The sequence below is a fragment of the Nocardiopsis sp. CA-288880 genome, from assembly GCF_050955985.1.
GTDB lineage: Bacteria > Actinomycetota > Actinomycetes > Streptosporangiales > Streptosporangiaceae > Nocardiopsis > Nocardiopsis tropica.
In genome coordinates, this window is record NZ_CP192105.1 from 5,688,087 (window position 1) to 5,713,278 (window position 25,192).

At 73.7% G+C, this 25,192-nt stretch carries 20 protein-coding genes, 2 pseudogenes and 1 riboswitch; of the genes and pseudogenes, 9 read left to right on the forward strand and 13 right to left on the reverse strand.

Annotated elements, in window-relative coordinates; genetic code table 11:
• Nucleotides 1-340: 340 nt before the first annotated feature.
• Nucleotides 341-1,351: a DUF3558 domain-containing protein gene (locus ACQPYD_RS24645; RefSeq protein WP_433697892.1), complete on the forward strand. Its 1,011-nt coding sequence runs from the start codon at nucleotides 341-343 to the stop codon at nucleotides 1,349-1,351.
• Between the two features lie 226 nt (nucleotides 1,352-1,577).
• Here the strand turns inward: ACQPYD_RS24645 and metE are convergent, their stop codons facing one another.
• Complete coding sequence (gene metE, locus ACQPYD_RS24650; protein WP_433697893.1) at nucleotides 1,578-3,869, reverse strand: 5-methyltetrahydropteroyltriglutamate--homocysteine S-methyltransferase; 2,292 nt, start codon at nucleotides 3,867-3,869, stop codon at nucleotides 1,578-1,580.
• Between the two features lie 160 nt (nucleotides 3,870-4,029).
• Nucleotides 4,030-4,204, reverse strand: a riboswitch (cobalamin riboswitch).
• 262 nt (nucleotides 4,205-4,466) lie between these two features.
• On the opposite strand from metE, the gene ACQPYD_RS24655 reads away from it, so the two are divergent.
• Both ACQPYD_RS24655 and ACQPYD_RS24660 read left to right on the forward strand, forming a co-directional pair.
• Entirely contained in the window at nucleotides 4,467-6,020 is a 1,554-nt protein-coding gene (locus ACQPYD_RS24655; RefSeq protein WP_433702124.1) for a polysaccharide deacetylase family protein, read from the forward strand.
• Nucleotides 6,021-6,209: 189 nt separating this feature from the next.
• A complete protein-coding gene (locus tag ACQPYD_RS24660; protein ID WP_433697894.1) occupies nucleotides 6,210-7,787 on the forward strand; it encodes a polysaccharide deacetylase family protein in 1,578 nt (525 codons plus the stop codon).
• Between the two features lie 100 nt (nucleotides 7,788-7,887).
• Here the strand turns inward: ACQPYD_RS24660 and ACQPYD_RS24665 are convergent, their stop codons facing one another.
• From ACQPYD_RS24665 to ACQPYD_RS24695, 7 genes and pseudogenes are all read right to left on the reverse strand, one after another.
• Nucleotides 7,888-9,024 (reverse strand): quinone-dependent dihydroorotate dehydrogenase, encoded by a 1,137-nt coding sequence (locus ACQPYD_RS24665; RefSeq protein WP_433697895.1) that lies wholly within the window; start codon nucleotides 9,022-9,024, stop codon nucleotides 7,888-7,890.
• Entirely contained in the window at nucleotides 9,021-9,947 is a 927-nt protein-coding gene (locus tag ACQPYD_RS24670; RefSeq protein ID WP_433697896.1) for a proteasome assembly chaperone family protein, read from the reverse strand. Before ACQPYD_RS24670 ends, ACQPYD_RS24665 begins: the two co-directional genes overlap by 4 nt.
• A gap of 326 nt (nucleotides 9,948-10,273) precedes the next feature.
• Nucleotides 10,274-12,037 carry an ABC-ATPase domain-containing protein gene (locus ACQPYD_RS24675; protein ID WP_433697897.1) on the reverse strand — a complete coding sequence of 588 codons (1,764 nt, stop codon included), beginning with the start codon at nucleotides 12,035-12,037 and terminating at the stop codon, nucleotides 10,274-10,276.
• A gap of 211 nt (nucleotides 12,038-12,248) precedes the next feature.
• A pseudogene (locus ACQPYD_RS24680) lies at nucleotides 12,249-12,653 on the reverse strand (hypothetical protein); the annotation flags it as partial.
• Between the two features lie 74 nt (nucleotides 12,654-12,727).
• Complete coding sequence (locus tag ACQPYD_RS24685) at nucleotides 12,728-13,153, reverse strand: hypothetical protein (RefSeq protein WP_433697898.1); 426 nt, start codon at nucleotides 13,151-13,153, stop codon at nucleotides 12,728-12,730.
• A 151-nt stretch (nucleotides 13,154-13,304) separates the two neighbouring features.
• Complete coding sequence (locus ACQPYD_RS24690) at nucleotides 13,305-14,093, reverse strand: PhzF family phenazine biosynthesis protein (protein WP_433697899.1); 789 nt, start codon at nucleotides 14,091-14,093, stop codon at nucleotides 13,305-13,307.
• Between the two features lie 76 nt (nucleotides 14,094-14,169).
• On the reverse strand, nucleotides 14,170-14,607 hold the full coding sequence (locus tag ACQPYD_RS24695; protein ID WP_267945912.1) for an Lrp/AsnC family transcriptional regulator: 438 nt from the start codon (nucleotides 14,605-14,607) through the stop codon (nucleotides 14,170-14,172).
• A gap of 463 nt (nucleotides 14,608-15,070) precedes the next feature.
• Between ACQPYD_RS24695 and ACQPYD_RS24700 the strand changes: the two are divergent.
• Nucleotides 15,071-15,271: pseudogene (locus tag ACQPYD_RS24700) on the forward strand (pyruvate dehydrogenase (acetyl-transferring) E1 component subunit alpha); the annotation flags it as partial.
• 392 nt (nucleotides 15,272-15,663) lie between these two features.
• On the opposite strand, the gene ACQPYD_RS24705 reads toward ACQPYD_RS24700, so the two are convergent.
• The 3 genes from ACQPYD_RS24705 to ACQPYD_RS24715 all read right to left on the reverse strand — a co-directional run bounded on the left by ACQPYD_RS24705 (nucleotide 15,664) and on the right by ACQPYD_RS24715 (nucleotide 19,414).
• Nucleotides 15,664-16,530 carry a hypothetical protein gene (locus ACQPYD_RS24705; RefSeq protein ID WP_433697900.1) on the reverse strand — a complete coding sequence of 289 codons (867 nt, stop codon included), beginning with the start codon at nucleotides 16,528-16,530 and terminating at the stop codon, nucleotides 15,664-15,666.
• A gap of 697 nt (nucleotides 16,531-17,227) precedes the next feature.
• Nucleotides 17,228-18,466 (reverse strand): kynureninase, encoded by a 1,239-nt coding sequence (kynU, locus tag ACQPYD_RS24710; protein WP_433697901.1) that lies wholly within the window; start codon nucleotides 18,464-18,466, stop codon nucleotides 17,228-17,230.
• 42 nt (nucleotides 18,467-18,508) lie between these two features.
• Nucleotides 18,509-19,414, reverse strand: coding sequence for a tryptophan 2,3-dioxygenase (locus ACQPYD_RS24715; RefSeq protein WP_433697902.1), 906 nt, complete (start codon nucleotides 19,412-19,414; stop codon nucleotides 18,509-18,511).
• Nucleotides 19,415-19,616: 202 nt separating this feature from the next.
• Between ACQPYD_RS24715 and ACQPYD_RS24720 the strand changes: the two genes are divergently transcribed.
• Both ACQPYD_RS24720 and ACQPYD_RS24725 read left to right on the forward strand, forming a co-directional pair.
• Entirely contained in the window at nucleotides 19,617-20,084 is a 468-nt protein-coding gene (locus tag ACQPYD_RS24720) for an Lrp/AsnC family transcriptional regulator (protein WP_433697903.1), read from the forward strand.
• Nucleotides 20,081-20,362 (forward strand): DUF4031 domain-containing protein, encoded by a 282-nt coding sequence (locus ACQPYD_RS24725; RefSeq protein WP_433702125.1) that lies wholly within the window; start codon nucleotides 20,081-20,083, stop codon nucleotides 20,360-20,362. Before ACQPYD_RS24720 ends, ACQPYD_RS24725 begins: the two co-directional genes overlap by 4 nt.
• Before the next feature lie 48 nt (nucleotides 20,363-20,410).
• Here the strand turns inward: ACQPYD_RS24725 and ACQPYD_RS24730 are convergent, their stop codons facing one another.
• Nucleotides 20,411-21,076, reverse strand: coding sequence for an HD domain-containing protein (locus ACQPYD_RS24730; RefSeq protein WP_433697904.1), 666 nt, complete (start codon nucleotides 21,074-21,076; stop codon nucleotides 20,411-20,413).
• 353 nt (nucleotides 21,077-21,429) lie between these two features.
• On the opposite strand from ACQPYD_RS24730, the gene ACQPYD_RS24735 reads away from it, so the two are divergent.
• Both ACQPYD_RS24735 and ACQPYD_RS24740 read left to right on the forward strand, forming a co-directional pair.
• Nucleotides 21,430-22,749 carry an MFS transporter gene (locus tag ACQPYD_RS24735; RefSeq protein ID WP_433697905.1) on the forward strand — a complete coding sequence of 440 codons (1,320 nt, stop codon included), beginning with the start codon at nucleotides 21,430-21,432 and terminating at the stop codon, nucleotides 22,747-22,749.
• 51 nt (nucleotides 22,750-22,800) lie between these two features.
• Nucleotides 22,801-23,265: a VOC family protein gene (locus ACQPYD_RS24740; protein WP_407942284.1), complete on the forward strand. Its 465-nt coding sequence runs from the start codon at nucleotides 22,801-22,803 to the stop codon at nucleotides 23,263-23,265.
• A 46-nt stretch (nucleotides 23,266-23,311) separates the two neighbouring features.
• Here ACQPYD_RS24740 and ACQPYD_RS24745 read toward each other — a convergent pair whose 3' ends face one another.
• Entirely contained in the window at nucleotides 23,312-24,082 is a 771-nt protein-coding gene (locus tag ACQPYD_RS24745) for a DeoR/GlpR family DNA-binding transcription regulator (RefSeq protein WP_267945921.1), read from the reverse strand.
• A gap of 246 nt (nucleotides 24,083-24,328) precedes the next feature.
• Between ACQPYD_RS24745 and ACQPYD_RS24750 the strand changes: the two genes are divergently transcribed.
• Complete coding sequence (locus tag ACQPYD_RS24750) at nucleotides 24,329-25,051, forward strand: glycerophosphodiester phosphodiesterase (protein ID WP_433697906.1); 723 nt, start codon at nucleotides 24,329-24,331, stop codon at nucleotides 25,049-25,051.
• Nucleotides 25,052-25,192: the final 141 nt, after the last annotated feature.

Here is a 25,192-nt window from a genome sequence, read left to right on the forward strand (position 1 = left end):
ATTCACCCTGTTACCCCTGGTCGGGACTGCCGCGGGGACATACCCCGCGGCTACTATGCACAGGTCCCGACCTCGGCCCGGGGATCCCCCCGGAGCCTGCCACGATCGGCACCCCCGGTCCCCCGGGATCCTCCTCACGGAGACGGGGAACGCCCGGCCCCACGCCTCCGCCCTCGCCCGCGGGAAGGCGGTGGCGGTAGGTGCGCCTCCCCTCGCACGGCTCCTGTACCGCTCCGAACGCGCTCCGGCACGGCCGCGCGGTCCCGGAAGTCGTGAGAACCCACCGGCACGCACACGCGTCCCAGACAACACGGCCAGCACATCACGGGCGAGGGGAGCCATGAGCGAAAACGGACCTTACAACCAACCACCGCAGAACCCCTACGGTGGCGGGGACAACAGCGGGGGCCAGCCCCCCTACGGCGCCCCCTACGGCGACCCGGGCACGGGCGGGCAGCCCGCCTACGGCGCCCCCACGGGTCCCGGCCAGGGCTTCCCCGGCCCGGAGCAGCAGATGTACGCGGGCGGCCAGCCCCCCTACGGCGGCGGCCCCGGCTACCCCCATCCCCAGCCCCAGCCGCCCCAGGGCGGCGGCAAGGCCAGGCTGTGGGTCGTCATCGGCGGCGGCGTGGTCATCGTCGTCCTCGTGGTCGCGGTCCTGGTCATGCTGGTCACCAACGGCAACGACGGGACGACCGTCGCCACCCCGCCCGAGACCGAGCCCTCCGCGAGCGCGGAGGAGGCGACCGGCGGCGACGAGCCGGCCCCGGAGCCGGACCCCGACGCGGCCCCCGCCGGCGAGCCCCCCTACTCGGTCCCCACCGAGCCCTGCGACGCCTTCACCGAGCAGGTCGTGGCCGACTTCCTCGTCACCGACGGCGGCAACAAGTCCGTCCGCGACGAGAACTCGTACTGCGACACCCTGGACGCCACCCTGCCGGAGGGCAACGCCCCCGGCGGCTACGCCTCCTTCGAGATCGTGTACCAGACCCCCTACTCCGCCGCCGACTCCGTCGAGGCCGCGACGAGCCAGTTCCAGGACACGGTCGCCCAGATCACCGGCGAGAGCGAGTACAGCACCCTGTACGACGCCGGCGACGTGGAGGAGAGCAAGGAGGTGGAGCTCGGCGACGAGGCCCACTTCATCGTCACGAAGTACGACTTCGTGGGCGACCTCATCCCCGAGGCCGTGCTGCTGGTCAGGACCGCGAACCTGAACATCCACATCACGTACCAGCTGCACCCGTCCTTCACGGGCGAGGACTCCGCGGAGGACCTGGTCCTCCCCGACAACCTCGAGGAGATCATGCTCAACGCCGGCGCCGACGCGCTGGCCGTGGTCGGCACCTGACCGGTCCGCCGCAGGGACGGGGAGGGGCCGCGGCGTCGCCGCGGCCCCTCCCCGTCCGTTTCGTCCCGTGCCCGGCCAGAGGCCACGGGCGCCCGGGCCGGGCGCTCGCGGAGACCGCACGCCGGACGCACCGGCGGGGCCGATGCCCCGGGACGGGCCCCCGCGCTCGCGGAGACCGCCGGCCGCCTCGCCCCGGAGGCGCCCGGGCCGGGCACGGAACATCCCGCTAGCCGACGCCGGGCAGGTCGGCGCGCACCCGGCGGGCGGCCTCCACCATGTTGCGCAGGGCCTGCTCCGCCTCGGCGTAGCCGCGCGTCTTGAGACCGCAGTCGGGGTTGACCCACAGGCTCCCGGCGTCGATGTGCGCCACGGCCAGCCGCAGCGAGCCCTCGATCTCCTCCACGGACGGCACCCGCGGTGAGTGGATGTCGTACACGCCGGGCCCGATCCCCCGCTTGTAGCCGCGGCGGCCCAGGTCCTCCACCAGCTCCATCCGGGAGCGGGCGGCCTCGACGCTGGTCACGTCGGCGTCCAGCGCCTCGATGCCGCCGACGATGAGGCCGAACTCCGAGTAGCACATGTGCGTGTGGATCGTCGTGGACGGCGACACACCGGACGTGGCCAGGCGGAAGGAGTTCACCGCCCAGTCCAGGTAGGCGGCGCGCCGCTCCTCGCGCAGCGGCAGGAGCTCGCGCAGGGCCGCCTCGTCCACCTGGATGTGGCGGATGCCCGCGCGCTCCAGGTCGGCGACCTCGTCCCTCAGTGCCAGACCCACCTGGCGGGCGGTGTCGCCCAGCGGCTGGTCGGTGCGCACGAACGACCAGGCGAGCATGGTCACCGGGCCGGTCAGCATGCCCTTGACCGGCTTGTCGGTGCGCGACTGGGCGTAGGTGATCCACTCGACGGTCATCGGCTCGGGGCGCGAGACGTCGCCGAACAGGATCGGCGGGCGGACGCACCGCGAACCGTAGGACTGCACCCAGCCGTTCTCGGTGGTGGCGTAGCCCTCCAGCTGCTCGGCGAAGTACTGGACCATGTCGTTGCGCTCGGGCTCGCCGTGCACGAGCACGTCCAGCCCGATCTCCTCCTGGAGCGCGACGACCCGGTCGATCTCCTCCCGGAGGATCTGCTTGTAGGCGTCCTCCGCCAGGGTGCCCCGGCGGTGCGCGGCGCGGGCGCGGCGCAGCTCCGCGGTCTGGGGGAACGACCCGATGGTGGTCGTGGTCAGCGGCGTGTCCGTGGGGGCGCCCCTGTCCTGGGGGCGCTCGTAGGCGTCCGGGCCCAGGGCGTCCAGGCGGGCGCGCACGCGGGCGTCCGTGAAGGCGGGACCGCCGCCGGTGCCGCCCGCCGCGTACTCGGCCTCGGCCCCCGCCGAGAGGACGCGGCCGAGGAGGGCCGTCTCATACGCCTTCTGCTTGGCGAAGGCCAGGGCCTCGCGCAGCTCGGGGGCGAGGGAGGTCTCCGCGTCGAGGTCGATCGGCACGTGCAGGAGCGAGCAGGACGTGCTCACCGTCAGCTCGTCCGTGAGGGCGAGCAGGGTGCCGAGCGCGGCCACGGCGGCCGGGACGTCGGTCCGCCAGACGTTGCGGCCCTCCACCACCCCGGCGACCAGGCGGGTGCTGCCGAGGCCCGAGACCTTGACGAGGTCGTCGACGCCCTCGCCGTCGGTGACCAGGTCCAGGCCGACGGCCTCCACCGGGGAGTCCTTCAGGATCCGCAGCGCGGGGGCCCCGATGGAGCCGAAGTAGGTCGAGACCAGGAGGGAGGGGCGCTCGGCGAGGGAGCCCAGGCGCTGGTAGACCCGCTCCAGGAGCCCGACGGCGGCGCGTCCCTCGTCGGTGGCCAGGATCGGCTCGTCCAGCTGCACCTCGGCGGCCCCCGCGGCGGAGAGGCCGGCGAGGAGCTGGGCGTAGGCGTCCAGGAGCTGGTCGAGCAGCTCGACGGGGCGCCAGCCCTCGGGTGCGTCGTCCGCGGCCTTGGCCAGCAGGAGGAAGGTGAGCGGGCCGACCAGGACCGGGCGGGTCGGGAAACCCGCCTCGGCCGCCTCCCGGAACTCGGCGAGGGGCTTGTCACCGACCAGGCGCGGACGGGTGCTCGGCGACAGCTCGGGGACCAGGTAGTGGTAGTTGGTGTCGAACCACTTGGTCATCTCCAGCGGCTGGGCCCCCTGCTCGCCCCGGGCGAGGGCGAAGTAGCGGCGCAGCTCCTCGTCGCGGTCGCCGGCGGCGGCCGGCGAGGCGAACCGGGAGGGCACCAGGTCGAACAGGACCGCGGTGTCCAGGACGTGGTCGTAGTACGAGAACGTGTTGGACGGGATGTCGTCGACGCCCGCCTCGCGCAGCTGGGTGTAGACGCCCAGGCGCAGGTCGGCGGCGATGCCGTCCAGCTCCTCCGCGGTGGTCTCGCCCCTCCAGTACGACTCGGCGGCGCGCTTGAGTTCTCGGTTCGGGCCGATCCTGGGGTAGCCGTGCACGGTGGAGCGCACGGACGGCCGGGAGGCCTCGGGGGTGTCGGGCATGAGCTTCTCTCCCTCGTCGAAAGCCGGGTACCGGCCACGGGGGCGAGCGAGGACGCGGACATGCCCGGGGCCACGCCGTGGGCGTGTGCGCCTGCCGCCGCTCCTCGGCCCTCCCTCGGGGCACGGGACCACCGGCGGCACGGGTGCGCCGCCGGGTGGAGGCAGGTCTTCGGACTCGGGGGCGCGGACGGCGCGGACACCGTCCTCCTACTGGCCGCCGCTTCCCGGTTTCCGACCTTTCCGACCGGATTACCAGTGCTTATGGCGACGTTCGTTCCCTCATACCGCTGCGGGGCAGTCCCGGAGTCGCACCGGGTTCCCTCTTGCGACACACCCCTCCCCTTCCGGGCGCGGCCCGGGTTCCGGGGTGGAGCATGTACCTTCCACGCCTGCAAGTATAGGGAGCACCCCTCCGCCCCTGTACCCGGCGTGCTGCCCTGTGCCCCCGGCCGGAAACAGCGCGAACCCCTGTTGCGCGGTCGGCGTCACAACCGACATGAAGCGTCGCGTGGCCGAGCCCTCCCCCGTGCTCCCCGCGATCGCTCGTTTGAAGATGTACGTGGAGAACCCCTGGTGAACAAGCAGTCCCAACCGACCATGGCCCCCGGTCACCCCCTGTCCACGATCGCGGTCGCGCTGGCGGTCGTCGCGGGGCTGGTCTGGCTGGCCGTCTCCCCGCCCGGCGTGCTCGCCTCCGAACCCGAGAGCGATACGCACCCCGGGTCGGCGGACGGCGGGCCGGAGGCGGGCCCGCCCGCCGCCGGCGAGCCCGACGGGCTGACGGTGGTCGACCCCGACGACGTGGTGGACCTGGCCGAGGCCGAACTCGCCCGCGAGGGCGGGGTGGCCGCGGAGGTCTCCTACCCGGTCGTCCCCGGCGCCGACCCGCTGAGCGACTTCCTGGACCGCGCGCTGGCCGCCGAGGTGGACGCCTTCGAGGCGGCCAACCCCGGAGCGGTCTCCTTCGAGTCCGCGTGGAACCTGACGGCGGCCAACGACGACATCGTCGGGGTCCGCGTGACCCGTGAGGAGACCGACTCCGAGGGAACCCGTGAGGGATACACCACCTACTGGTACGACACCCTCACCGGCTCGACCCACCCCTCCACCGCCCTGATCGCCGGCCAGGCGGAACTGGAGGAGCTGAACGGCCTCGTGCGGGACGCCCTCCCGGGGACCGCGGCCCCGGACGCGGTGCACCCGATCGCCTCGCTGTACGACTCCGTGGGGTTCAACCCCGCCGGCGACCTCGTCGTGGAGTTCGACGCGGGACAGGTCGCCCCCGTGGAAGAGGGCAGGACCCACGCCGTTATCGCCGCCTCGGAGTCCGCCCCCCTGCTGTCGGACCTGGGCGAGCGCGCGCTGCGCTCGGCGACCCGGGGCGTCCGCGACTTCGCCGTCGCGGCCCCGCCCCGGGAGGAGGGGGACAGCCGGGAGACGGCCGTCCCCGGGGTCCTGCCGCCCGCGGGCGAGGACGTCGACTGCTCCGCCCCCGGGTCCAAGTGCGTGGCCCTGACCTACGACGACGGCCCGGGCGGGCGCACTCCCGAACTGCTGGACACCCTGGCCGAGTACGACGCCCGCGCGACGTTCTTCGTCACCGGCTACCCGGTCATGGAGGATCCGCGCACCGTGAGGCGCGCCTACGCGGAGGGCCACGAACTGGCCAACCACACCCTCTCCCACCCCGACCTGGCCGGGCTCGGAGCGGGCGGGATCCGCTCGGACCTCGAAACCGTGCAGGCCCTGGTGTACCGCGAGACCGGGTACACCATGGACCTCATGAGACCCCCCTACGGGTCCACCGACGCGGAGGTCGCCTCGGTGACCGCCGACATGGGCCTGGCCCAGATCCTGTGGAGCATCGACACCAACGACTGGAAGGACCGCAAGTCGTCGGTGGTCGCGGACCGCGCCGTCGACGGCGCCTCCCCCGGGGCGATCGTCCTCATGCACGACATCCACGACACGACCGTCGACGCCTCCCGCGAGATCATCCGGGAACTGGACGAGCGCGGCTACACCATGGTCACCGTCTCCCAGCTGCTCGGCGCCACCGAGCCGGGCGAGACCTACGTCGACGGGGCCCCCGAGCCCCCCGCCGACGCGGAGGGGGACGGCGGGGAACCGGAGGGGGACGAGGCGGCCTGAGGCCGGCGGGCTCACGGGGCCGACGGGTTCCCGGCGGCCCCGGCCGCGACGCTCCGGACGGGTGCGGACCCGCGCCCCCTCCTGTGGCGGTGACCACATGTGGTCACCGCCACAGGCGCGCGTACGGCGTCCCCTATGTTGCTCCCATCAACCGCGTAAGCACCCGCGCAGGGATGAGGGAGACCGGTGTTGCCGACGAGCCGAGTCCGTCCTGGCCAGACCGCTCCCCCTCGGGGACGCGACCGGGGGGCGGGGCCCCGGCGCCCCGGAGGGGCCGCACGACGCGCGGCGCACCGGAGCGGCGCGGCGGTGGCGGCGCTGTTGCTGTTCACCGCCTGCGGCACGGGCGGCGCGGCGGAGGGCGACGACCCGGAGCTGATGACCGTGCTCCTGGACGAGCCCGGCGAGGAGGTCGCCGAGTGGACCGGTGGCGCCGCGGACTTCGGCGACCACCCCCACCGGCCGGACGGCGTGGAGATCGACGTCTCCTACCCGGTGTTCGAGGGGGCCGAACCGTTCGCCTCCCGGCTGGCCGAGCAGGTGGACCGCGAGGTGCGGGACTTCCGCGGGGCCAGCCGCGACCCCGTGCGCCTGGCGGTCGACTGGGAGGTCGTGGGCGCCGGGAGCGGCGTCCTGGGCGTGCGCCTGGTCCGCACCGAGGAGGACCTGCACGGTCGGCGCCAGGGATACGGAACGTACTGGTACGACGCGGAGACCGGGCACACCGCGTACTCGACGGAGCTCCTGGCGGACGACGACGCCCTGGGGAGGCTCGACGGGATCGTGCACGAGGTGCTGGCCGGGAACCCGGACGTGGACCCGGAGGGACTGCACCCCGTCGTGCGCACCTACGACTCCATGGGGTTCAACTCCGACGGCGACCTGCTCGTGGAGTTCGACGACGGCCACCTCTCCCCGGTGGTGGTCGGCCACCCGCCCTCGTCGGAACCGGGCCGGATCGTCGCGGTGGTGCCGTCGGAGGAGGCCGCGCCCCTCCTGTCCGACCTGGGAGAGCGCGCCCGAGAGGCGTCGGCGGCGGAGGACCCCGTGCTCGCGGTGGACCCGCCCGGAGCCGTCCCGGAGTCCTTCCCGACCGCGCCGGGGGTGGTCGCCGCCGGCGACCCGGACCTGGACTGCGAGGCCCCGGGGACCGAGTGCGTCGCGCTCACCTACGACGACGGGCCCGCGGAGGGGACCGCGGCCCTCCTGGACCTGCTGGCCGAGGAGGAGGTGGCGGCGACGTTCTTCCTCAACGGCGACCCCGCGCTGACCCGCCCCGGCGTGCTCCGGCGCGCCTACGCGGAGGGCCACGAGATCGCCAGCCACAACGACCTGCACGAGCACATGACGGAGTACTTCGACGACCGGGAGCTCCCCGCGCAGGTCGCGGCGGTCAGCGCGATGGTCAGTCGGCAGACGGGGCAGGACGTCGAACTGTTCCGGCCTCCGTTCGGCGACACCTCCGGACCGGTGATCGAGGAGATCGGCAGGCAGGGGATGGCCCAGGTCCTCTGGAACCTGGACAGCGAGGACTGGACCGGCCTGTCCCCGGAGGAGATCGTGGACGGCGTCATGGACGACGTCGAGCCGGGCTCGGTGGTGCTCATGCACGACACGCTCGCGCCGACCCTGGCCGCCGCGCCGCGGCTCATCGAGCGGCTGCGGGAGGAGGGCTACGAGTTCGCGACCGTCAGCCAGGTCGTCGGCGACCCCGAGCCCGGCGAGTCCTACCCGGCGGCGGGCGTCACCGTCCCCGAGGACTGGTAGCGCGCGGATCGGGAGCGCACCGGGGCCGGGGCCGCCCGGGATCACCGCGGGGCCGGGAACCCCGGGGAGGGGTTCCCGGCCCCGCGGGAGGCGGCGGCCGTCAGACGGCGGTGGACTCCTGGGAGCTGCCGGCCCCGTGGACGTCGGCGCCGACCGCCTCGCCGATCGAGCGGTATCCGGCCTCGCGGACCAGCCTGGCCAGGCCGCGCTGGATGCGGCGCGGCCAGAGGGGGCCGCCGTAGATCAGACCCGTGTAGCCCTGCACGAGGGTCGCCCCGGCGCGGATGCGGGCCCACGCGTCCTCGGGGGTCTCGATGCCGCCCACGGCGACCAGGGTGACGCGGTCGCCGACGCGGGCGCGGAGGCGGCGGAGGACCTCCAGCGACCGCTCCCTGAGCGGGGCGCCGGACAGCCCTCCCGCCCCGGCGGCCTCCACCTCCTCGGCGGAGGCGGCCAGCCCCTCGCGGGAGATGGTGGTGTTGGTGGCGATGATGCCGTCCAGCCCCTCGGCCAGGGCCAGGTCGGCGACCGCGTCGACGTCCTCGTCGGCCAGGTCGGGGGCGATCTTGACCAGGAGCGGCAGGGTCGGGTGCCCGGCCTCGGAGAGCGCCTCGCGAACGGCGGCGAGCAGGGGCCGCAGCTGCTCCACGCCCTGGAGGTTGCGCAGCCCCGGGGTGTTGGGCGAGCTGACGTTCACCACGAGGTAGTCGGCGTAGCGGGCCAGGCGCCGGGCGCTGAGGGCGTAGTCCGCGGGCGCGTCCGCCTCGGGCGTCACCTTGGTCTTGCCGATGTTCACCCCCAGCACGGGGCGGCGTCCGCCCCTCTGGTGGTGCAGGCGCTCGGCGACCAGGGCGGAGCCCTCGTTGTTGAAGCCCATCCTGTTGACGATCGCGCGGTCCTCGACCAGCCGGAACAGGCGCGGGGCGGGGTTGCCCGGCTGCGGCTGGGCGGTGACCGTGCCGATCTCGACGAAGCCGAAGCCGAGCGCGGCCAGACCGGACGGGCTCTCCGCGTTCTTGTCGAAACCCGCCGCCAGGCCCAGCGGCCCCGGGAACTCCTGCCCCAGGGCGCGCACGGCGAGCTCGGGCTCACGCGGGCCGAGGACCCTCCCCATGGCCGAGGCCACGCCGGGGATCGCGGTCACGCCGCGCAGCGCGGCGAAGCTCATCCTGTGGACCTTCTCGGCGTCCATGTGGCGCAGGACCGAGCGGAAGACAATCTGGTAGAACACGGTCATCCGTTTCCGTCGCCCTCGCGCTCGGCGAGGTAGCGTTCGAGTTCCGCGCCGAGTTCGTCGGCGGTGGGCAGGCCGGCCTCGTCGTCGGCCAGCGGGAGTGTGGGGCGTTCCTCGGGATCGGTCCGCGAGGACATGATGTCGTCGTACTGCCGCTCCAGGTTGGCCACGACACGCTGGACCTCCTCGGAGGCCGCCACCTGCTCGGCGATGTCGACGTCGGTCGCCCCCGCCACCTCCTCCAGCCCGCTGGTGGGCAGCGCGAGCCCGGTCGCCCCGGCCACGTAACCGGCGGCGGCGATGGCCGCCCGCGGGTACTGGGACTGGGCCAGGTAGCTGGGCACGTGGACGGCGTAGCCGACGAAGTCGTGGCCGCGCTCCCCCAGGCGGAACTCCAGCATCGCCGCGGCGCTGGCGGGCACCTCGATCCGGCCGATCCACGGGGTGTGGCCCTCCACCAGCTCGGGGCGGGTGGAGTGCGGCGTGACCGTGACCGGACGGGTGTGCGGCACCGCCATCGGCACGCCGTGCGTGCTGATGGACAGCGACACCGAGAACCGCTCGACCAGCTGGACGACGGCGGCGGCGAAGGCCTCCCACTCCCGGTCCGGCTCCGGGCCGTACAGGACCAGGAACGGGGCGTTCTCCTCGTCGTGCATCCGGTACAGGGCGAGCTTGGGCGGCTCGTAGTCCGTCCAGGTGTTCTCCACGAAGGTCATCGACGGGCGGCGGGACCGGTAGTCCACGAGCCGGTCGGCGTCGAACGTCGCGACCTCCTCGGCCTCGAAGCGCTCGAAAAGGGCCTCGGCGACCTGGCGTCCGGTGTGTCCGGCGTCCACGAAGCCGTCCAGACAGACCAGCATCGCCAGCCCGGCGATGTCGTCGAAGCCGGGATGGAGTTCGTACAGATCTGCGGGGTCACGCACCGGGTTCTCTTCTCCAAGACTGGTCGGATTCGCAGGGCGGCGTCCTCACGGCGGTCCGACCGCCGGGGCGCGACCGGGGAGGGCCCGGCATCGCACCTCCTGGGAGGCTGTGCCCTGCTTTCCCACAATACCGACCGGATCCCCCTCAGGCCTGCGATGGGACGCCTGTCACACCCCGGCCGCCGGAGCGTCCCCGCGGGTGCGCGCCAGCGCCCCTCCCCCTCCGGTGGGGGACGCGACGGGAGCGCGACGGGAGCGCGCTCCCTCGCGGCTCCCGCCCCTGGTCGGCGGCCGGAGCCCCGGCCGGAGCCGGAACGGCAGCGCGTTCACCCGCCCGGACGCTGGCCGCAGACGCGGAGCGTGCGCAGTCTGTTGAGGACCGCGGCGACCTCGAACCGGCGCGGCAGGACGTAGTCGCCCCCGAAGTCGTCGCCGAGCAGGGTGACGCCCTCGGCCTCCAGCGCCTCCTCCAGGGAGTCGAGCGCCTCGGCCAGGGTACGCGCCCCGTCCAGGTGGCGGCCCGCGACGAGCTCGCGCAGGGCCAGCCCGGCTCCGATGAGCTGCCCCGGGTCCACGAACTGCTCCACGGACCGCACGTCGACGTCGCTCTCCCCGAACACGAGGACGTCCATGTCGCGACGCTTGATCCTCCCCCGGCCCCGTGCGGTGTCGTCCACCGAGTCGGGGTCGACCACCCGGGCCCGCGGCGCGCCGAAGTCGGCGTCGGTGCGCTCGCGGGCCAGCTCCGCCGCCCGTTCGGTGACGTCGTGGGGGTGGTAGGCGTCCAGCATGACCACCTGGTCCGCGACGTCGAAGTAGTCACCGCTGCCGCCCATGACCAGGACCGTGGACACCCCGTGGTCGCGGCGCAGGGGCCGGACCAGGTCGATGAAGGGCACGAGGGGCTCGCGGTCGCCGTGGACGAGCGCCTGCATCCGCTCGTCGCGGATCATCAGGTTGGTGGCGGTCGAGTCCTCGTCCACCAGCAGGGTGCGCGAACCGGCCTCGACGGCCTCGCAGATGTTGGCGGCCTGGGAGGTGGATCCGGAGGCGTTCTCCGTGCGGAAGTCGCTCGTGTCCGCGCCGGTGGGGAGGTTGCGGACGAACGGGCTCACGTCCACGCGCTCGACCCGCCGCCCCTCCTCCGCCCGGATCTTGACGGCGTCGTCCCTGGTCACCACCAGCTCCCGGCCGTCCCCGGGGACGTGGTCGTAGACCCCCCGCTCCAGCGCGTGCAGCAGGGTGGACTTGCCGTGGAAGCCGCCGCCGACGATGAGCGTGATGCCCTCCGGCACGCCCATGCCGGTCACGGCGCCCCTGTGCGGCAGGTCCACGTCCACCCGCAGGCTCTCCGGCGCCTCGAAGGGCACCGCCCCGTCGGCCATGGGCTCGTCGCTGACGCCGCTCAGCCGCGGGAGGACCGCGCCGTCGGCGACGAAGGCGACCAGCCCCCGGTCCTCCAGGCCGGCGCGCAGCGCGACCGTGTCGGCGACGCTGTCGGCGAAGGCCTCGGCCTCGGCCGCGTCGACCGCCTCCCAGTCGAGGTCGTCGACCAGCGCGGGCAGGGTCGTGCACAGCTCGCGCTCGGCGGTGCGGCCGTCGATGCGGCGCCCGTGGCCGGGGAGGTCGATGCCGATGCGCAGTTCGAGGCCGCCGTCGGTGAGGCGGCAGGAGGAGCGCTCGATGACCTCCTGCCCCCCGGCGTCGATCTTGAGCAGGGAGCCCCGGAGCAGTCCGCGGGCGCGACGGCCCAGGTAGTCGGCGGTGGCGCGGCGTCGCACCGGATCGCCCCACGCGCTTCTGGGGATGCCGGCGTCCGGCACGAGCACGCGCACGCGCGAGGGCGGGGCGAACGGGTCCGCCTGCACGCGCTGCACCGTCAGGGTGAAGTCGCCGAAGTCCCAGTCGCCCCGCAGGGACTTGTAGCGGCCGTAGGAGTCGCCGTCCATGCGGAGCAGTTCCGCCGAGAGGCGTGCGTCGTCCCGCACCCCCCGGAGGGGCTCGGGCTCGGGTCGGCGCCCGCCGCCCCGGCCGCCTCCCCCGCCGCCGTACCGGCGCCCCTGGCCGCCGCCCCCGTGCCGTCCCGCCATCGGTGTCCTCCCTGGGTTCGGATGATCCTCCGGGCCAGGTTAGGGGTTTCGGGACGGCGTCGCAGAGGGCCTGTGGACGACCGTGTCCGCGCTGCTCGGGGGAGGTCTCGCGGCCCCGGGGCCGGGTCCGCGGGTCCGCCCCCGGCGGGTCCGGGAGGACGTCGGCGAGGAGGGCGGCGAACTCGTCCGCCGTGGGCGCGGTGTCCCCGAGCAGGCTGCGCAGCAGGACCCCGTCGATGACCGCGGCGACCACGCGGTCCCGGACCGGGTCGTCCGTGTACCGCCGGGCGAACGCCGAGACGGCGGCGAGCCACCCGTCGGCGGCCTCGCGCAGGCGAGGGTGTCTGGCGGCCGGCAGGAAGAGCTCGTACTCGACGAGCAGGCGTCCGGGGCCGGGCCCGGCCGCTCCGCCCGGAGGTGGAGATCGGCCCCGGGGGGCGCCGGGGCCGATCTCTCGGGGGGCCACACGTCCTCCCGGTACCAAGGGGGTGTCCCGGGCCGGAGTGTGGCGGGCACCTCCCCGGGAGGGGTGGGGAGGTGCCTCGCGTTCAGTTCTACCGGAAGTCCGGGTGCCGCGAGGGGGAAACAGTGATTCCGTCGGCCCCCAGTTCCCCATCGACGGCCGCCCGGCCCCGGAGGGCGCTCGTTGTTCCGGATCCGGTCCGGCCGGTCCGCGCCCCGGGGCGGGGCCTACCCCTCCAGGGCGGCGCGCAGGGCCCGGTCGTGCTCGTCGACGGGCTCGTCGGCCAGGTCGCCCACGAACACGGCGACCAGCTGGCCGCCCTCCCCCGTGACCTCGGCGACGAGGTCCCGCCAGTGGTGGAGGTTCGGGTGCTCGAAGTCCGGGCACGCCTCGGCCGGGGCCAGCTCGGCCTCCGCCGTCTCCAGCTGCTCGACCGACAGGGGGTAGGAGCCGCTGCCGGAGGAGTGGCCGACCGCCCTGGCCAGGATCACCGCCGGAAGGTAGTTGCCGTCCCGGTTGGTCAGGGTGAACGAGGTCCGGCCGTCGCGGATGACGCCGACGGCGTAGGCGGCCGGACGACGCCAGCGCGGGTCGGCGGCCTCCAGCCGCTCCCTGACCGCGATGATCTCTTCCCTGGTGGCCCACTTCTCCACGGGGTGCTCCTCTCGGCTCTCTGTTCCCGGGGACCGGGCCCGGCCCCCGTCGAACCCTAGGGGGAGGGTTCCCGGCCGTGTTCCGCCGACACCCCGGCGGGCCCGGCGCCCGCGCCGGACGGCGCGGTCCGGACCCGCCCCCCGGACACGCTCAGAGGTGCAGGGTCCCGGTGGCGACCGTCACCGCCCCGCCGCCGATCAGCACCCGGCCGCCCCGGTCCTTCAGCAGGAGGTCGCCGCCGCGCGCGGAGGCCTGGTGGGCGCTCAGCTCCGCCCGTCCCAGCCTGTCGGCCCAGAAGGGTGTGAGGACCGTGTGCGCCCTGCCGGTCACCGGGTCCTCGGGCACCCCCACCGCGGGGGCGAAGACGCGGGAGACGAAGTCGGGCCCCTGCCGGGCCCGGGCGGTGACGATGACCAGCTGGAAGGGCAGGGCCGCGACCGCCGCCGCGACCGGGGCCAGGCCCCGGACGGCGTCCTCGTCGGCGAGTTCGACGAGGAGGTCCTCCGCGCCGCCCAGGCCCACCCACAGGGGCCGCGCCCCCAGGGCCTCGGCCAGCCCCTCCGGGGCCTCGACCGGCTTCGGCGGCCTGGCCGGGAAGTCCATCCACAGCAGCCCGTCCTCCCTCGTGACGGTGAGGACGCCGCTGCGGGTGGTGAAGCGGAACGGTCCGGGCTCGCCGCGTTCGGCGAGCGCGTGCGCTGTGGCCAGGGTGGCGTGTCCGCAGAGGTCGATCTCGACCGTGGGCGTGAACCACCGCAGTTCGTAGTCGGCGCCGGGGTCGTCCACGGGACGCGCGAACGCCGTCTCGGACAGGTTGAACTCGGCCGCGACCCCCTGCGCCCAGGCGTCGGGGTAGGCGTCGTCCAGGACCAGGACGGCGGCGGGGTTCCCGGCCAGGGGCCGGTCGGTGAAGGCGTCGACGACGCGGTACTCGGGCATGGGTTCAGGCTAGGGGGCGGAGGGGGCCGCGCCGAGGTCCAATCGCAGGGCGAAAGGCCCCTTCCGGCCGGCGCCGTCACAGGGGCGGCTCGTCGAGGATGAACATGGTCTGGGTGCTCTTGACCTCGGGGATGCGCTGGAGCCGTTCGAGGACGAAGGTGCGCAGCGCGGCCGCGTCGGTGACGCGGACGAGGAGGAGCAGGTCGACGTCGCCGGACACCAGCGCCGCGTGGTCCACCTCGGGGATGTCGCGCAGGTAGCCCCGGAACCTCTCCCAGGAGTGCTGCTCGATGCGCACGGAAACGTAGGCGGAGAGGGCGGTGCCGTACTTCTCGGGATCGATGACGGCGGTGAACCCGCGGATGACGCCCTCGTCCCGCAGCCGTTCGAGCCGGGAGTAGGCGTTGGCCCTGGAGATGTGGGCCTGCTCCGCGACCGCGCGGATGGACATGCGCCCGTCCTCCCGCAGGAGGGCGATGATACGACGGTCGGTGTCGTCCAGCCGCACGGCCATGTGTCTCACCTCATACCGCTCACACGATACCCGCGTGAGACCATCCGTGGCGCTCTGGCGAACGACCGGCCATTTTGTCCAGCATCAGCCTGGGGACATCGACAATATGGGGTGATTAACCGCATATTCAAGACATGAAGCACACCGATGAGCGATCTCCCCCGGCTCCTCCGCCCCCGCCGGTGGAGCCCGTGCGGCTCGTCGACCGGCACGGGCTGCGTGTGGAGCACCCGCGGTTCACCGCTCCCGACGGCGCCCGGCCGGCCCGGCTCCACCGCGCCATGGTCATCGGGCGCCGCTTCGACCGGCAGGCCCGCGCGCTCGCCGGCCAGGGCCGCCTCGCCGTGTACCCGTCCTCGGCGGGGCAGGAGGCGTCCCAGGTCGCGGGCGTGCTCGCCCTGTCGGAGACCAGGACTGGCTCTTCCCCGGGTACCGCGACAGCGTCGCCCTGGTCGCCCGCGGGGTGGACCCGGTGGAGGCCCTCACGCTCTTCCGCGGCGACTGGCGTCCGGGATACGACCCCCGCCGCTACCGGTGCGCTCCGCAGTGCACCCCCGTGGCCACGAACGCCTCGCACGCGGTCGGCCTCACCTACGCGGCCCGGCGCGAGGGCCGGGACGTGGCGGCCCTGGCCCTGACGGGTGAGGGGGGCGACACCGACGAGGCCTACGACTTCGCCACCGTGTGGAACACGCCCGTCGTCTTCCTCGTGCGCGGCGACCACCGGGCCGCCGGCGCGCCCCCGTACCCGCGAGTCCCCGCACCCGTGCACGGAGCCCCCGGGCACGACAGGAAGGGCTACCGCCCCGACCGCCGAGGCGCGGGACAGGGCGCGCGGACCCCGTGTCGGCGCGCCCGAGGGGCGGACGGGCCGCGGCGGTCAACGGCGACCGGCGGCCCGCCCGCGTCCCGCACACCGGGAGCGTCCCGGCGCGGACACGCCGAAGGGCCGCGGCCTGTCGGCCGCGGCCCTTCGGGGACCGCTCCTGCGCGGGCGTCCGGCCTCGGGCCGGTACCGGTCGGGGGACCGGGAGGTCCCGGAGGGCGCCCTGCGCGCTACTTGTTGCCGCGCAGCTTGTCGAACAGGGTGCTGAGCGTGGAGCCCAGGCTGTGGCGCCCGTCGCTCTCGGCCATCAGGCCCTTGCCCTCGCTGTCGGCCGCACCGGCGTGCTGGCCGGCCGGACGGCGGGTCCAGGCGAAGAACAGCGCGATCAGGATCGCCGGGATGATGGCCAGGGTCAGCAGACCCGTGCCGCTCATCACGCCGTCCGCACCGGTGAGCTCGGCTCCGGAGAGGTCGTTCGCGGCGGTCTCGGCGGTCACGCCGCCGTCGCCGTTCCCGTCCTGGCCCTCGGCCGCGGCCTCGGACTCGGACTGCTCCTGCTCCTTCGCCTGCTCCTCCTCGGCGGCCTGGTCGGCGCCGTCCTCGGAGGTCTCCTTCGCGGTCTCCTCCTTCGGCTCCTCCTCGGTCTTCTCCTCGGGGAGGGGGGAGACGGCGTCCTCACACTTGTTGCCGGGCTCCTGGAAGGGGTGCGGGGCGCCCTCGGTGCCGTTCCCGTCGCCCCACTCGGTGATGTAGTACTCGACCTCGGCGTGGCCGTTGCCGCCGCCGACGGTCAGGGAGTTCTCGTCGAAGCTCGTGCCCATCATGTCGGCGAAGGTCTTGCCGTCGATGTCGAGCAGGACGTCGCAGTCCTGAGAGGGCTCACCGGGACCGCGGTCACCGATGAAGAACTCGTACTCCTCGCCCTCGTAGACGATGTAGCCCTCGGTGCCGAGCGGCCAGCTGGGGCTGGAGAACAGCCCCTTCTGCATGGGCTCTCCGCCTGCGGGTGCACCGGTGTCCCCGTTGATGCCGGAACCGTCGTCCCAGAAGTAGGTCGCGGTGACTTCGCCGTGCTGAATGGGAGTTTCGTTGCTCATAAAGTAAAGGCCAGGTTGACGACAGGGCCGAGAAGACCGTGGGCACGACGCTCCAGAACACGCGGGTACGCCCGTGCGCCCCGCGAGGGCGTCATGTCAGGGATCTCCCGCGTCGCTGGCGGCGAGTGGCGGGCGGGAACGGGAGCACCGATGGAATTCGGTGGTCCTCCGGCGTGAGCGCGTGGATACGCGCCGCCCGATTCCCGGTGAGGGTCTCGACTCCCTTGCGGCACTCGGCCGGTCAAGGGCTCGGCATCGACTCGCTAAAGACTCATAACGAAGCGATCACGAGGACACTAACCCAGGTTTAAGCAAAGTGTGCAAGTCTTCCAGGTAAAATGACAGCACGTGTTTACCCGCATACGACTCGCAGTGACCCGGGAAAGGGCCCCTGAAACGCGGGAACCCCTGCCGGACAGGGGTTCCCGGACGCATGCGGAGAAGGCGGAGGGGCCGTTCCGTGGCCCGCGTCATACACTCGCGCGAGTTGACACGAGGCGGGAGAGGTGGGACGGGAGGCCGTGTACGGGCCGAAAAGGTCACGGTCCACGCGCCGCGGTCCCGCGGTGCGGCCGGGGGCGGCGCGGTCAAGGCCGCGCAATGCCCGTCCCGGGCGGGGGTCAGCGGCGACGGGGGCCTCTCCCCTGCGGGCAAAGAGAACTCCGGACGGTTGCCCGTCCGGAGTGTCAAGAAGGGGTCACGTGACCTGGCCGCGCCTGGCGAAGCGCTCCTGGCGCCACTCGCCCGTCCCGACGACCTCGACCAGGGCCGTCGCGGCGTCCCACACGTCCACATGGCGCAGGTACAGGGGCGTGAACCCGAACCTCATGACGTCGGGGGCGCGGAAGTCACCGATCACCCCGCGCGCGATGAGCGCCTGCACGATCGCGTACCCCGCGCCCTCCTCGGGCTCCACCAGCGCCACCTGGCTCCCGCGCCGGGCGTGCTCGGAGGGGGTGATGGAGGAGATCCCCGCCTGCGCCGCCCGGGAGAGGAACAGGTCGGTCATCGCCAGGCTCTTGGCGCGGACCTGGGCCAGGTCGGCCCGGGCCCACACGTCCAGGGAGGCCTCCAGCGCCGCGTCCGCGACCAGCGGCTGCGAACCGCTGAGGAAGCGCGAGACCCCCGGCGCGGGCTCGTAGTCGCCCGAGAAGTCGAACGGGCGGGCGTGCCCGTGCCATCCGCTGACGGGCTGCTCGGCCACCGCGTGGTGGCGCCGGGCCGCGTACAGGAACGCGGGGGCGCCCGGACCGGCGTTGAGGTACTTGTAGGTGCACCCGACCGCGAAGTCGGCCCCGCTGCCCGACAGGTCCACCGGGACCGCGCCGACGCTGTGGCACAGGTCCCACACCACCAGGGCCCCGTTCTCGTGGGCCAGGCGGGTGATGCCGGGCATGTCGCGCAGGGTTCCGCTGCGGTAGTCCACGTGGCTGAGCAGCAGGACGGCGACGTCGCCCCCGGCCAGGGCCGCCTCCAGCCCGGGGCCGTCGGGGTCCACCCTGCGCTGGACGGCCCCGGCCAGCGCGACCGCGCCCTCGGCCACGTACAGGTCGGTGGGGAAGTTGCCGGCCTCGCCCAGCACGACGGAGCGGTCGGACATCCGCAGCGCCGCGACCAGGACCTTGAAGAGGTTGGCGGAGGTGCCGTCGCCGACGACGACCTCGTCCGCGGCGGCGCCGACCAGCGGCGCGACCTTGGCGCCCAGGGTGCGCGGCTTGTCCCACCAGCCCGCGTCGTTCCAGCTGCGGATGAGGTCCTGGCCCCACTCGCGCTCGATCATGTCGGCCACCCGGCCCGGGGTGGAGCGCGGCAGCGCGCCCAGGGAGTTGCCGTCCAGGTAGATCACGCCCTCGGGGAGGACGAACTCCTCACGGAACGCGGCGAGGGGGTCGGCGGCGTCGAGCGCGACGCAGTCCTCACGGGTGGTGGGCGTCATCGGTTCCTGCTTCCTGGTCGTGCGCGGGGTGCGGCGTACTGGTCAGACGGAGCTGCGGAGGGACCACAGCTCGGGGAAGACGTCCTGCTCGGCGTTGCGCGCCAGCCAGGTGAGACCGCTGGAGCCCCCGCTGCCGGGCTTGCCGCCCATCGTCCGCTTGACGGCCACGAGGTGGCGGTGGCGCCACCGCGTCACCCTCTCGGCGACGTCGAGCAGCGCCTCGGCCAGCAGGAACAGGTCGTTCCCGGGCGCGTCGTCGGCGTAGACGGCCGTCCACGCCGCCTCGACACCGTCGCTGGGCTCGTAGCCCTGCGTCCAGTCCCGCTCGACGCGGTCGGCGGGAACCGGGAGGCCGCGGCGGTGGAGCAGGCGCAGCGCGGCGTCGTAGAGGCCGGGACTCTCCAGCACGGCCCTGAGCTGGTCCGCCACTCCGGCCATGGCCTTGTGCGGCCGGATCATGGCGGCCGACTTGTTGCCGAGCAGGAACTCCAGCTTGCGGTAGCCGTAGGACTGGAACCCGGAGGCCTCGCCGAAGGAGTCGCGGAAGCGGTTGAACTCGGTGGGGGTCATGTCCCCGAGCAGGCCCCAGGAGTCGTTGAGCACGTCCTGAGCGTTGCACGCCCGGCGCAGCCACGCCAGCGCGCCGGGCACGTCGTCCGCCTCCAGCGCGTCGCGGGCCGCCTCCCAGCGCTCCTGGACCAGCGCGAAGAGCAGCTCCATCACCTGGGTGGCGATGATGAACGCGGACTCGGCCGGCTCGGCGGTGCGCGGTCTCCGGAGGCCGAGCAGGGTGTCGATCCCGACGTAGTCGACATAGGGGGTGTTCTTCTCGAAGGAGAGCGTCGGCCGCCCCCCGTCGGCCGCGGCCCGGCGCGCCCGGGCCGCCTCGGCCCCGTCCGCGTCCTCCCCGGGGGCGAACGGACACTGCTGGGCGGCGGTGGAGAGCATGACGACCCCTTGTCGGTACTGCGTGAGCGGCTGTGCGGGCGCCGCGCGGCGAGGGGAACCGCCCCGGCACACGGCACCGTGTACGTGAGGTCACATCATCGGGCAGACACAACCGCGAAAGGAATGGCCGACGAACACGCAAGTCGGGCATTGGCCTAGCATTCGTCATGGTTAACGAGCTTCGACCTTGGGAATGCAAAGCATGGCCTCACGACTGGCAACCCCGCTGGACGGCGTCGACCAGCACATCCTCTCCGAACTGCAGCAGGACGGGCGGCTGTCCTTCAACGAGCTGTCCCGCAGGGTCAACCTGTCGGCGCCCGCCGTCGCCGACCGCGTCCGCCGCCTCACCGACCGCGGGGTGATCACCGGCTACCACGCGCACGTCGACCCGGCCGCCGCCGGGCTGCCGGTGACCGCCCTGGTCCGGATGGAGTGCTTCGGCGCGCACTGCCTGCTGCGGGAGGGCTCCTCGCTGGAGCTGCCCGAGATCCTGCAGGTGCACCGGGTGACCGGCGACGACTGCTGCGTCCTGCTCATCGCGGTCCGCTCGATGGAGCACTTCGAGGAGGTCATCGACCAGCTCGCCGAGCACGGTCGCCCCTCCAGCACCATGGTCATGTCCAGCCCGGTCCCGTGGCGGGCCGTCAGCGCGCCCCGCACGCCATGAGCGTCCTCATCGACTCCGCGGTCTGGCCCGGGCCGCGCGGCCTGCTCTTCGCGCACCTGGTGAGCGACAGCTCCTTCGAGGAGCTGCACGCCTTCGCCCGCGCCATGGGGGTGGACCCGCGGGCGTTCGAGCGCGACCACTACGACATCCCGGGCCACCTGCACGCCCGCGCGCTGGAACTGGGCGCCGAGCACGTGACCGGGCGCGAGCTGGTCACCCGTCTGCGCGCGGCGGGGCTCCGGCGGCGCAAGGCCCCCCGGGTGGGCGGGCGGCCGTGAGGGCCCGCCCGGGGAGGCGCGCGGCTCCCCCTCCCCGTGGCCGGGGGGTCAGGGCGGTGGGGCGTCCAGGGGCGCCGGCGACGCCAGCCGGTCGAGTTCGGCGAGCATGTTGGCCCGGGCCCCGGCCTCCCAGTGCTCGCGGCCGAACGACGTGTGGAACAGGTGGGGCCCGTCCAGCAGGGACCGCAGGACCGCGGCGCGGCCCTCGCGGAACACCCGGTCGGGGACATGGCGGTACTCGGCCCTGACCGCCGCCGTATAGGCGAGGTACTCGTCGGCCGGCGCGCCCAGGACCGACAGGTCGGCGTCGCAGACGACCGCGCCGTCCGCGTCCCCCTCCTCGGGGCGGTGCGCCGCGGTCACACCCACCAGGCGGACCACCTCGCCGACCCGCCCGGGCTCCACGCCGATCAGGGACAGCAGGCGCCCGGCGAGCTCGGCGCTCTCCTCCTCGTCCCGGCCGGGGCGCCCCTCGTACACCGCGTCGTGGAACCAGACCGCGTAGCGGACGCAGTCGGCGTCGCGCGCCTCCCCCTGGAGGACGTCGACGGCGCGGAGCGTCTCCCACAGGTGCAGGAGCGTGTGGTAGCGGCGGTGCGGCTCGTTCCAGCGGTCCAGGAGCTCCGCCCCGACCGCGGCCGCCTCGGGGCCGCCCCCGGCCAGCCTCCGCCAGGCGGCGGCCAGCAGGACCGCCTCCTCCTCGTTCAGTGGCAAGGTCTCTCACCGTTCGCGCGGGTACCTCGGACGCTCCCAGTCCTTCCCACCCGGACGCGTCGCCACCCGGCCGGATCACCTGTCGGAGGCGTCAGCCGTCCGTGCCCCGTGGGCGGGGAAGGCGGACCGGTGCCCGGGCACCGGGTCCACGGCCTCGCAGCGGGGCTCCCCGGCGACCGTGCCGGGGCGGCCCCGCCACCGGCCGGAACCCGCGGACACCCGGTGCGCAAGCGGACATCACGACGATTCTCGGCCATATCATGGGATGAATTTTGTCGTCTCCACTGATGGCCCGCGCAGGACCGCCGTGCTGGAATCCGGGGAGCGGGAACCACGAGCGGGACGGGGTCGGGATGTCACCCATCGAGACACTGCGGCGGATGCACCGGATCGCCGGATGGCCGCTGCTCCTCGCCAGTTTCCTGGCCCGCCTGCCCATCTCCATGGCCCTGATCGGCATGCTCACCCTCGTCACCTCCACCACCGGCAGTGTGGCGGCCGCCGGAGCGGTGGCCGGCGCCTTCGCCCTCGGCGAGGCCGTCGGCGGCCCGGTCATCGCCCGCTTCGCCGACCGGCACGGGCAGCGGGCCCCCGTGCTCGTCATGGCGCTGGTCGACGCCGTCCTGATCGTCCTGCTGGTCCTCGCGGTCCGGTCCGGGACCCCGGCCCCCGCCCTCGCGGCGCTGGCCGCGGTCACCGGCATGTGCCTGCCCCAGATGGGGCCCATGGCCAGGACCCGGTGGGTGGTGCTGATCCGCCGGGGCCCCGACCGGGGCGCGGAACGGGAGCGCTCGGTGTCGGCCGCCATGTCGGTCGAGGGCGTACTCGACGAGGCCGCGTTCGTCCTCGGCCCCGCCCTCGTGGGCGTGCTCACCGTGGCCCTCTCCCCGTCGGCCGGCGTGCTGGGCGCCGCCGCTCTCATCGGCGTGTTCGGGGCCGTGTTCGCCCTCCACCCGACCGCCCCGGCCGGGACGCCGCCGGTGCGCGGCTCGGAGGGCCGGATCGCCACGCCCGCCCTGCTCGTGCTCACCGCCCCCATGTTCTGCCAGGGGCTGTTCTTCGGCGGCATGTCCACCGGCGTGACCGCGTTCGCGGCGGCCTCGGGGTACGGGGACCTGTCCGGCCTGATGTACGCGGTGATGGGCGCCAGCAGCGCGGCGGCCGGGCTGATGATGGCGTCCCTGCCCGCCGGGTTCTCCCTGACCGCCCGGACGCGGGTCGCGGCCGGGGGCCTGTTCGTGCTCAGCCTGCCCCTGTACCTGGACCACGGGCCGGCCACGCTCGCGGTGGCCGTCTTCGTGCTGGGCGCGGCGATCGGACCGCACATCGTGAGCCTCTTCGGGCTCATCGAGCGGGCCGCCCCGCCCAGCCGCCTCTCCCAGTCGATGGCCGTCGTCCTGAGCAGCCTGATCCTCGGCCAGGCCCTGGGATCCGTGGTCTCGGGCGCCGTCGCCGACGCGTACGGCCACCAGGGGGCGTTCGCCCTGGCCACGCTCGGCGGACTGGTCTCCTTCGCCGTCGCCGTCCTGGTGATGCGGGCCCGCTGGTACACGCGGACCGGCGAGGGACGGGACGGGCCGCGGGCCGGCGCGAGACCCTCGGCCGCCCCCTCGGCGGGGACCCGTGCGGCGCCGCTCGCGGAGCCGGGTGATCCTGGGAACATCGGGCGTTAAGCCCGCGTTAAAGAGGGGCCCGTCCCCCTACACACCCACCTAGGCTTGTGGATCGTGCTCGAACTACTGACCAGCATCAATCCCCGGCGCAAAGAGGTGCCCGTGCCACAGCTCAACGGGCTCGCCCGCGTCACCCTCTCCGTGCGGGACCGCGACGAGAGCGTGCGCTTCTACCGCTCCGTCCTGGGTTTCAAGGTGCTCGGACGACGCGACCACGACGGCACGCTGCGCAGCGAGTGCCGCCACCCCGCGTCGGGCCTGATGGTCGCCCTCATCCAGCACCGCGACAACTTCAAGAACCGGTTCGACCGCAGGCACTGCGGCCTGGACCGGCTCACCCTGGGCGTCGACAACCTCGGCGAGCTGGAGGCGTGGGAGGAGCGGTTCGCGGACATGGACGTGGAGCACTCCCCGGTCATGCACCGCGAGGAGGGCTCCACCCTGCTGTTCTACGACCCGGACGGCACCGAGCTCGGGCTGTTCTGCCCCGCGGAGCTGGACGCCGACGAGGACTGATCCGCCCCCGCCGGCCCCGTCCCTCCCGGCACGCGGGAAGGCCCTGTCAGTCGGTCTCGACCAGCTTGAGGCGCACGTCGCGCTCGCCCAGCTCGTCCACGGCCGAGCGCGGGAGCCGGTCGTCCGTGATGATCAGGTCGAACTCCTCCAGGCTGGCCACCCTGAAGGTGCCGAACTTGCCGTACTTGGTGCTGTCGACGGTGAGCACGCTCTTGGAGGCGATCCGCAGCAGCGCCTGCTTGGCGACCACCTTGGCCTCGGAGGGCGTGGTCGAGCCGCGGTCGACGTCCCAGGAGCTGCTGGCGATGAAGGCCAGGTCCACGTTCACCTGCCGCAGGAAGTCGGCGGTGAACCGGCCGACCGAGGAGTGGTCGGAGTGCGAGACGACGCCGCCGGTGTGGATCAGTTCGATCCCCGGGTACTCCATCAGGTGCCCGACCACGTTGAAGTCGCTGGTGATGACCGTCAGGCCGACCTTGTCGGTGAGCAGCGGCACCATCTGGAGCGTGGTCGTCCCCGCGTCCAGGTAGATGGTGAAGTTCTCCCTGACCAGCTCCGCGGCGGCGCGCGCGATGGCGCGCTTGGCGGGGACCTCCAGCTGGGCCTTGGCCAGGTAGGAGGGTTCGCTCTTGAGCCGCGCCGCGAGCCGTACCCCACCGGTGACGGACAGGACCTTGCCGTCGTTCTCCAGCGCCTGGATGTCGCGCCGGACCGTCATGTGGGACACGGACAGCATCGACGTGAGCTCGTTGATACTCAGCACGTGACGCTCCTGGAGGAGCTTCAGGATGTGCTCTCGTCGCTGGTCCGGGATCATCGTTCGCCTCACACTCGGGGGCCGGCCATGGGGACACCGTGCGATCACGACGCCATGTAACAAAGTTTCCCAGCTCATCGCGCCCGGAACGGTGCTCTCCGGACGTGAGTCCTCTCGCAATCGCGGCGAAGGGGCCCGGCCGCTCCGGCCGGGGCGGACCCGGACCGCCGCCGCCGCGGACCTTCTTGGCGGATGTTTTTCCTGTTTGCGCCACGTGGGACGGCGGAATTTGCCACCCTTGACCGCATGACGCTGTCCATCGCACTGCGCGGAGACACCGCCCGCTTCCCGGGCAACACGCTCCCGGCCCTGCGTTCAGCCTGGCGCGCCGGGGCCGATCTGGTCAAGATCGACGTCCACCTGACCTCGGACGGCTACTCCGTCCTGGTCGACGAACGACTCGTGGCCCTCCCCGGTTCCCCGCCCCGCCCCGTGGACGGACTCACCCTGGCAGACCTCGCCGGGTTGCGCGACGACGTGGAACGGCGCGTACCCACCCTGATGGAGGTCCTGGCCGAGTTCGGCGCCCACGGGCCCCCGCCCCTGCTCGTCGGCGCGGACACGCCGAGGGCCGCGCTGGCCGCGGACACGCTCCTGCGCGAACGCGGGTTCGGCGACCAGGTGCTCTTCACCGGTTCGGCCGAGACCCTCGGCGCGCTCCGGGCCAAGAGCCCCGGCTCCCGGCTCCTGGCGGGCTGGGAGCAGCCGGACATGCCCCCGGACGAGGCCGTCCGCGCCCTGGAACCGGAGTTCCTGGGCGCGCACCACACGCTCGTGACCCGGGAAGCGGTCGACGAGATGCACCGCTTCGGGTATCGCGTCACGGCCTGGGCCGTGAACGAGTTCCCGGAGATGGCGCGTCTGATCGGCATGGGCGTCGACGCGCTCGCCACGGAGCGGATCGCCGACCTCGTGTCGCTGACGAGCGGTCGGGGCCGGGGAGGGGCGACGGCGGTCGGGGCCGTCTGAGCCCCGGTCCCCGGTCGCAGTCGCAGTCGCAGTCGCAGTCGCAGTCGCAGTCGCAGTCGCAGTCGGGAGGGTACGTCCCCGGAGCCCGCCGGGGGCCGTCCCGGCGCGTGGCCGCCGTGCCCGCGGGGGCTCGGCGCCCGC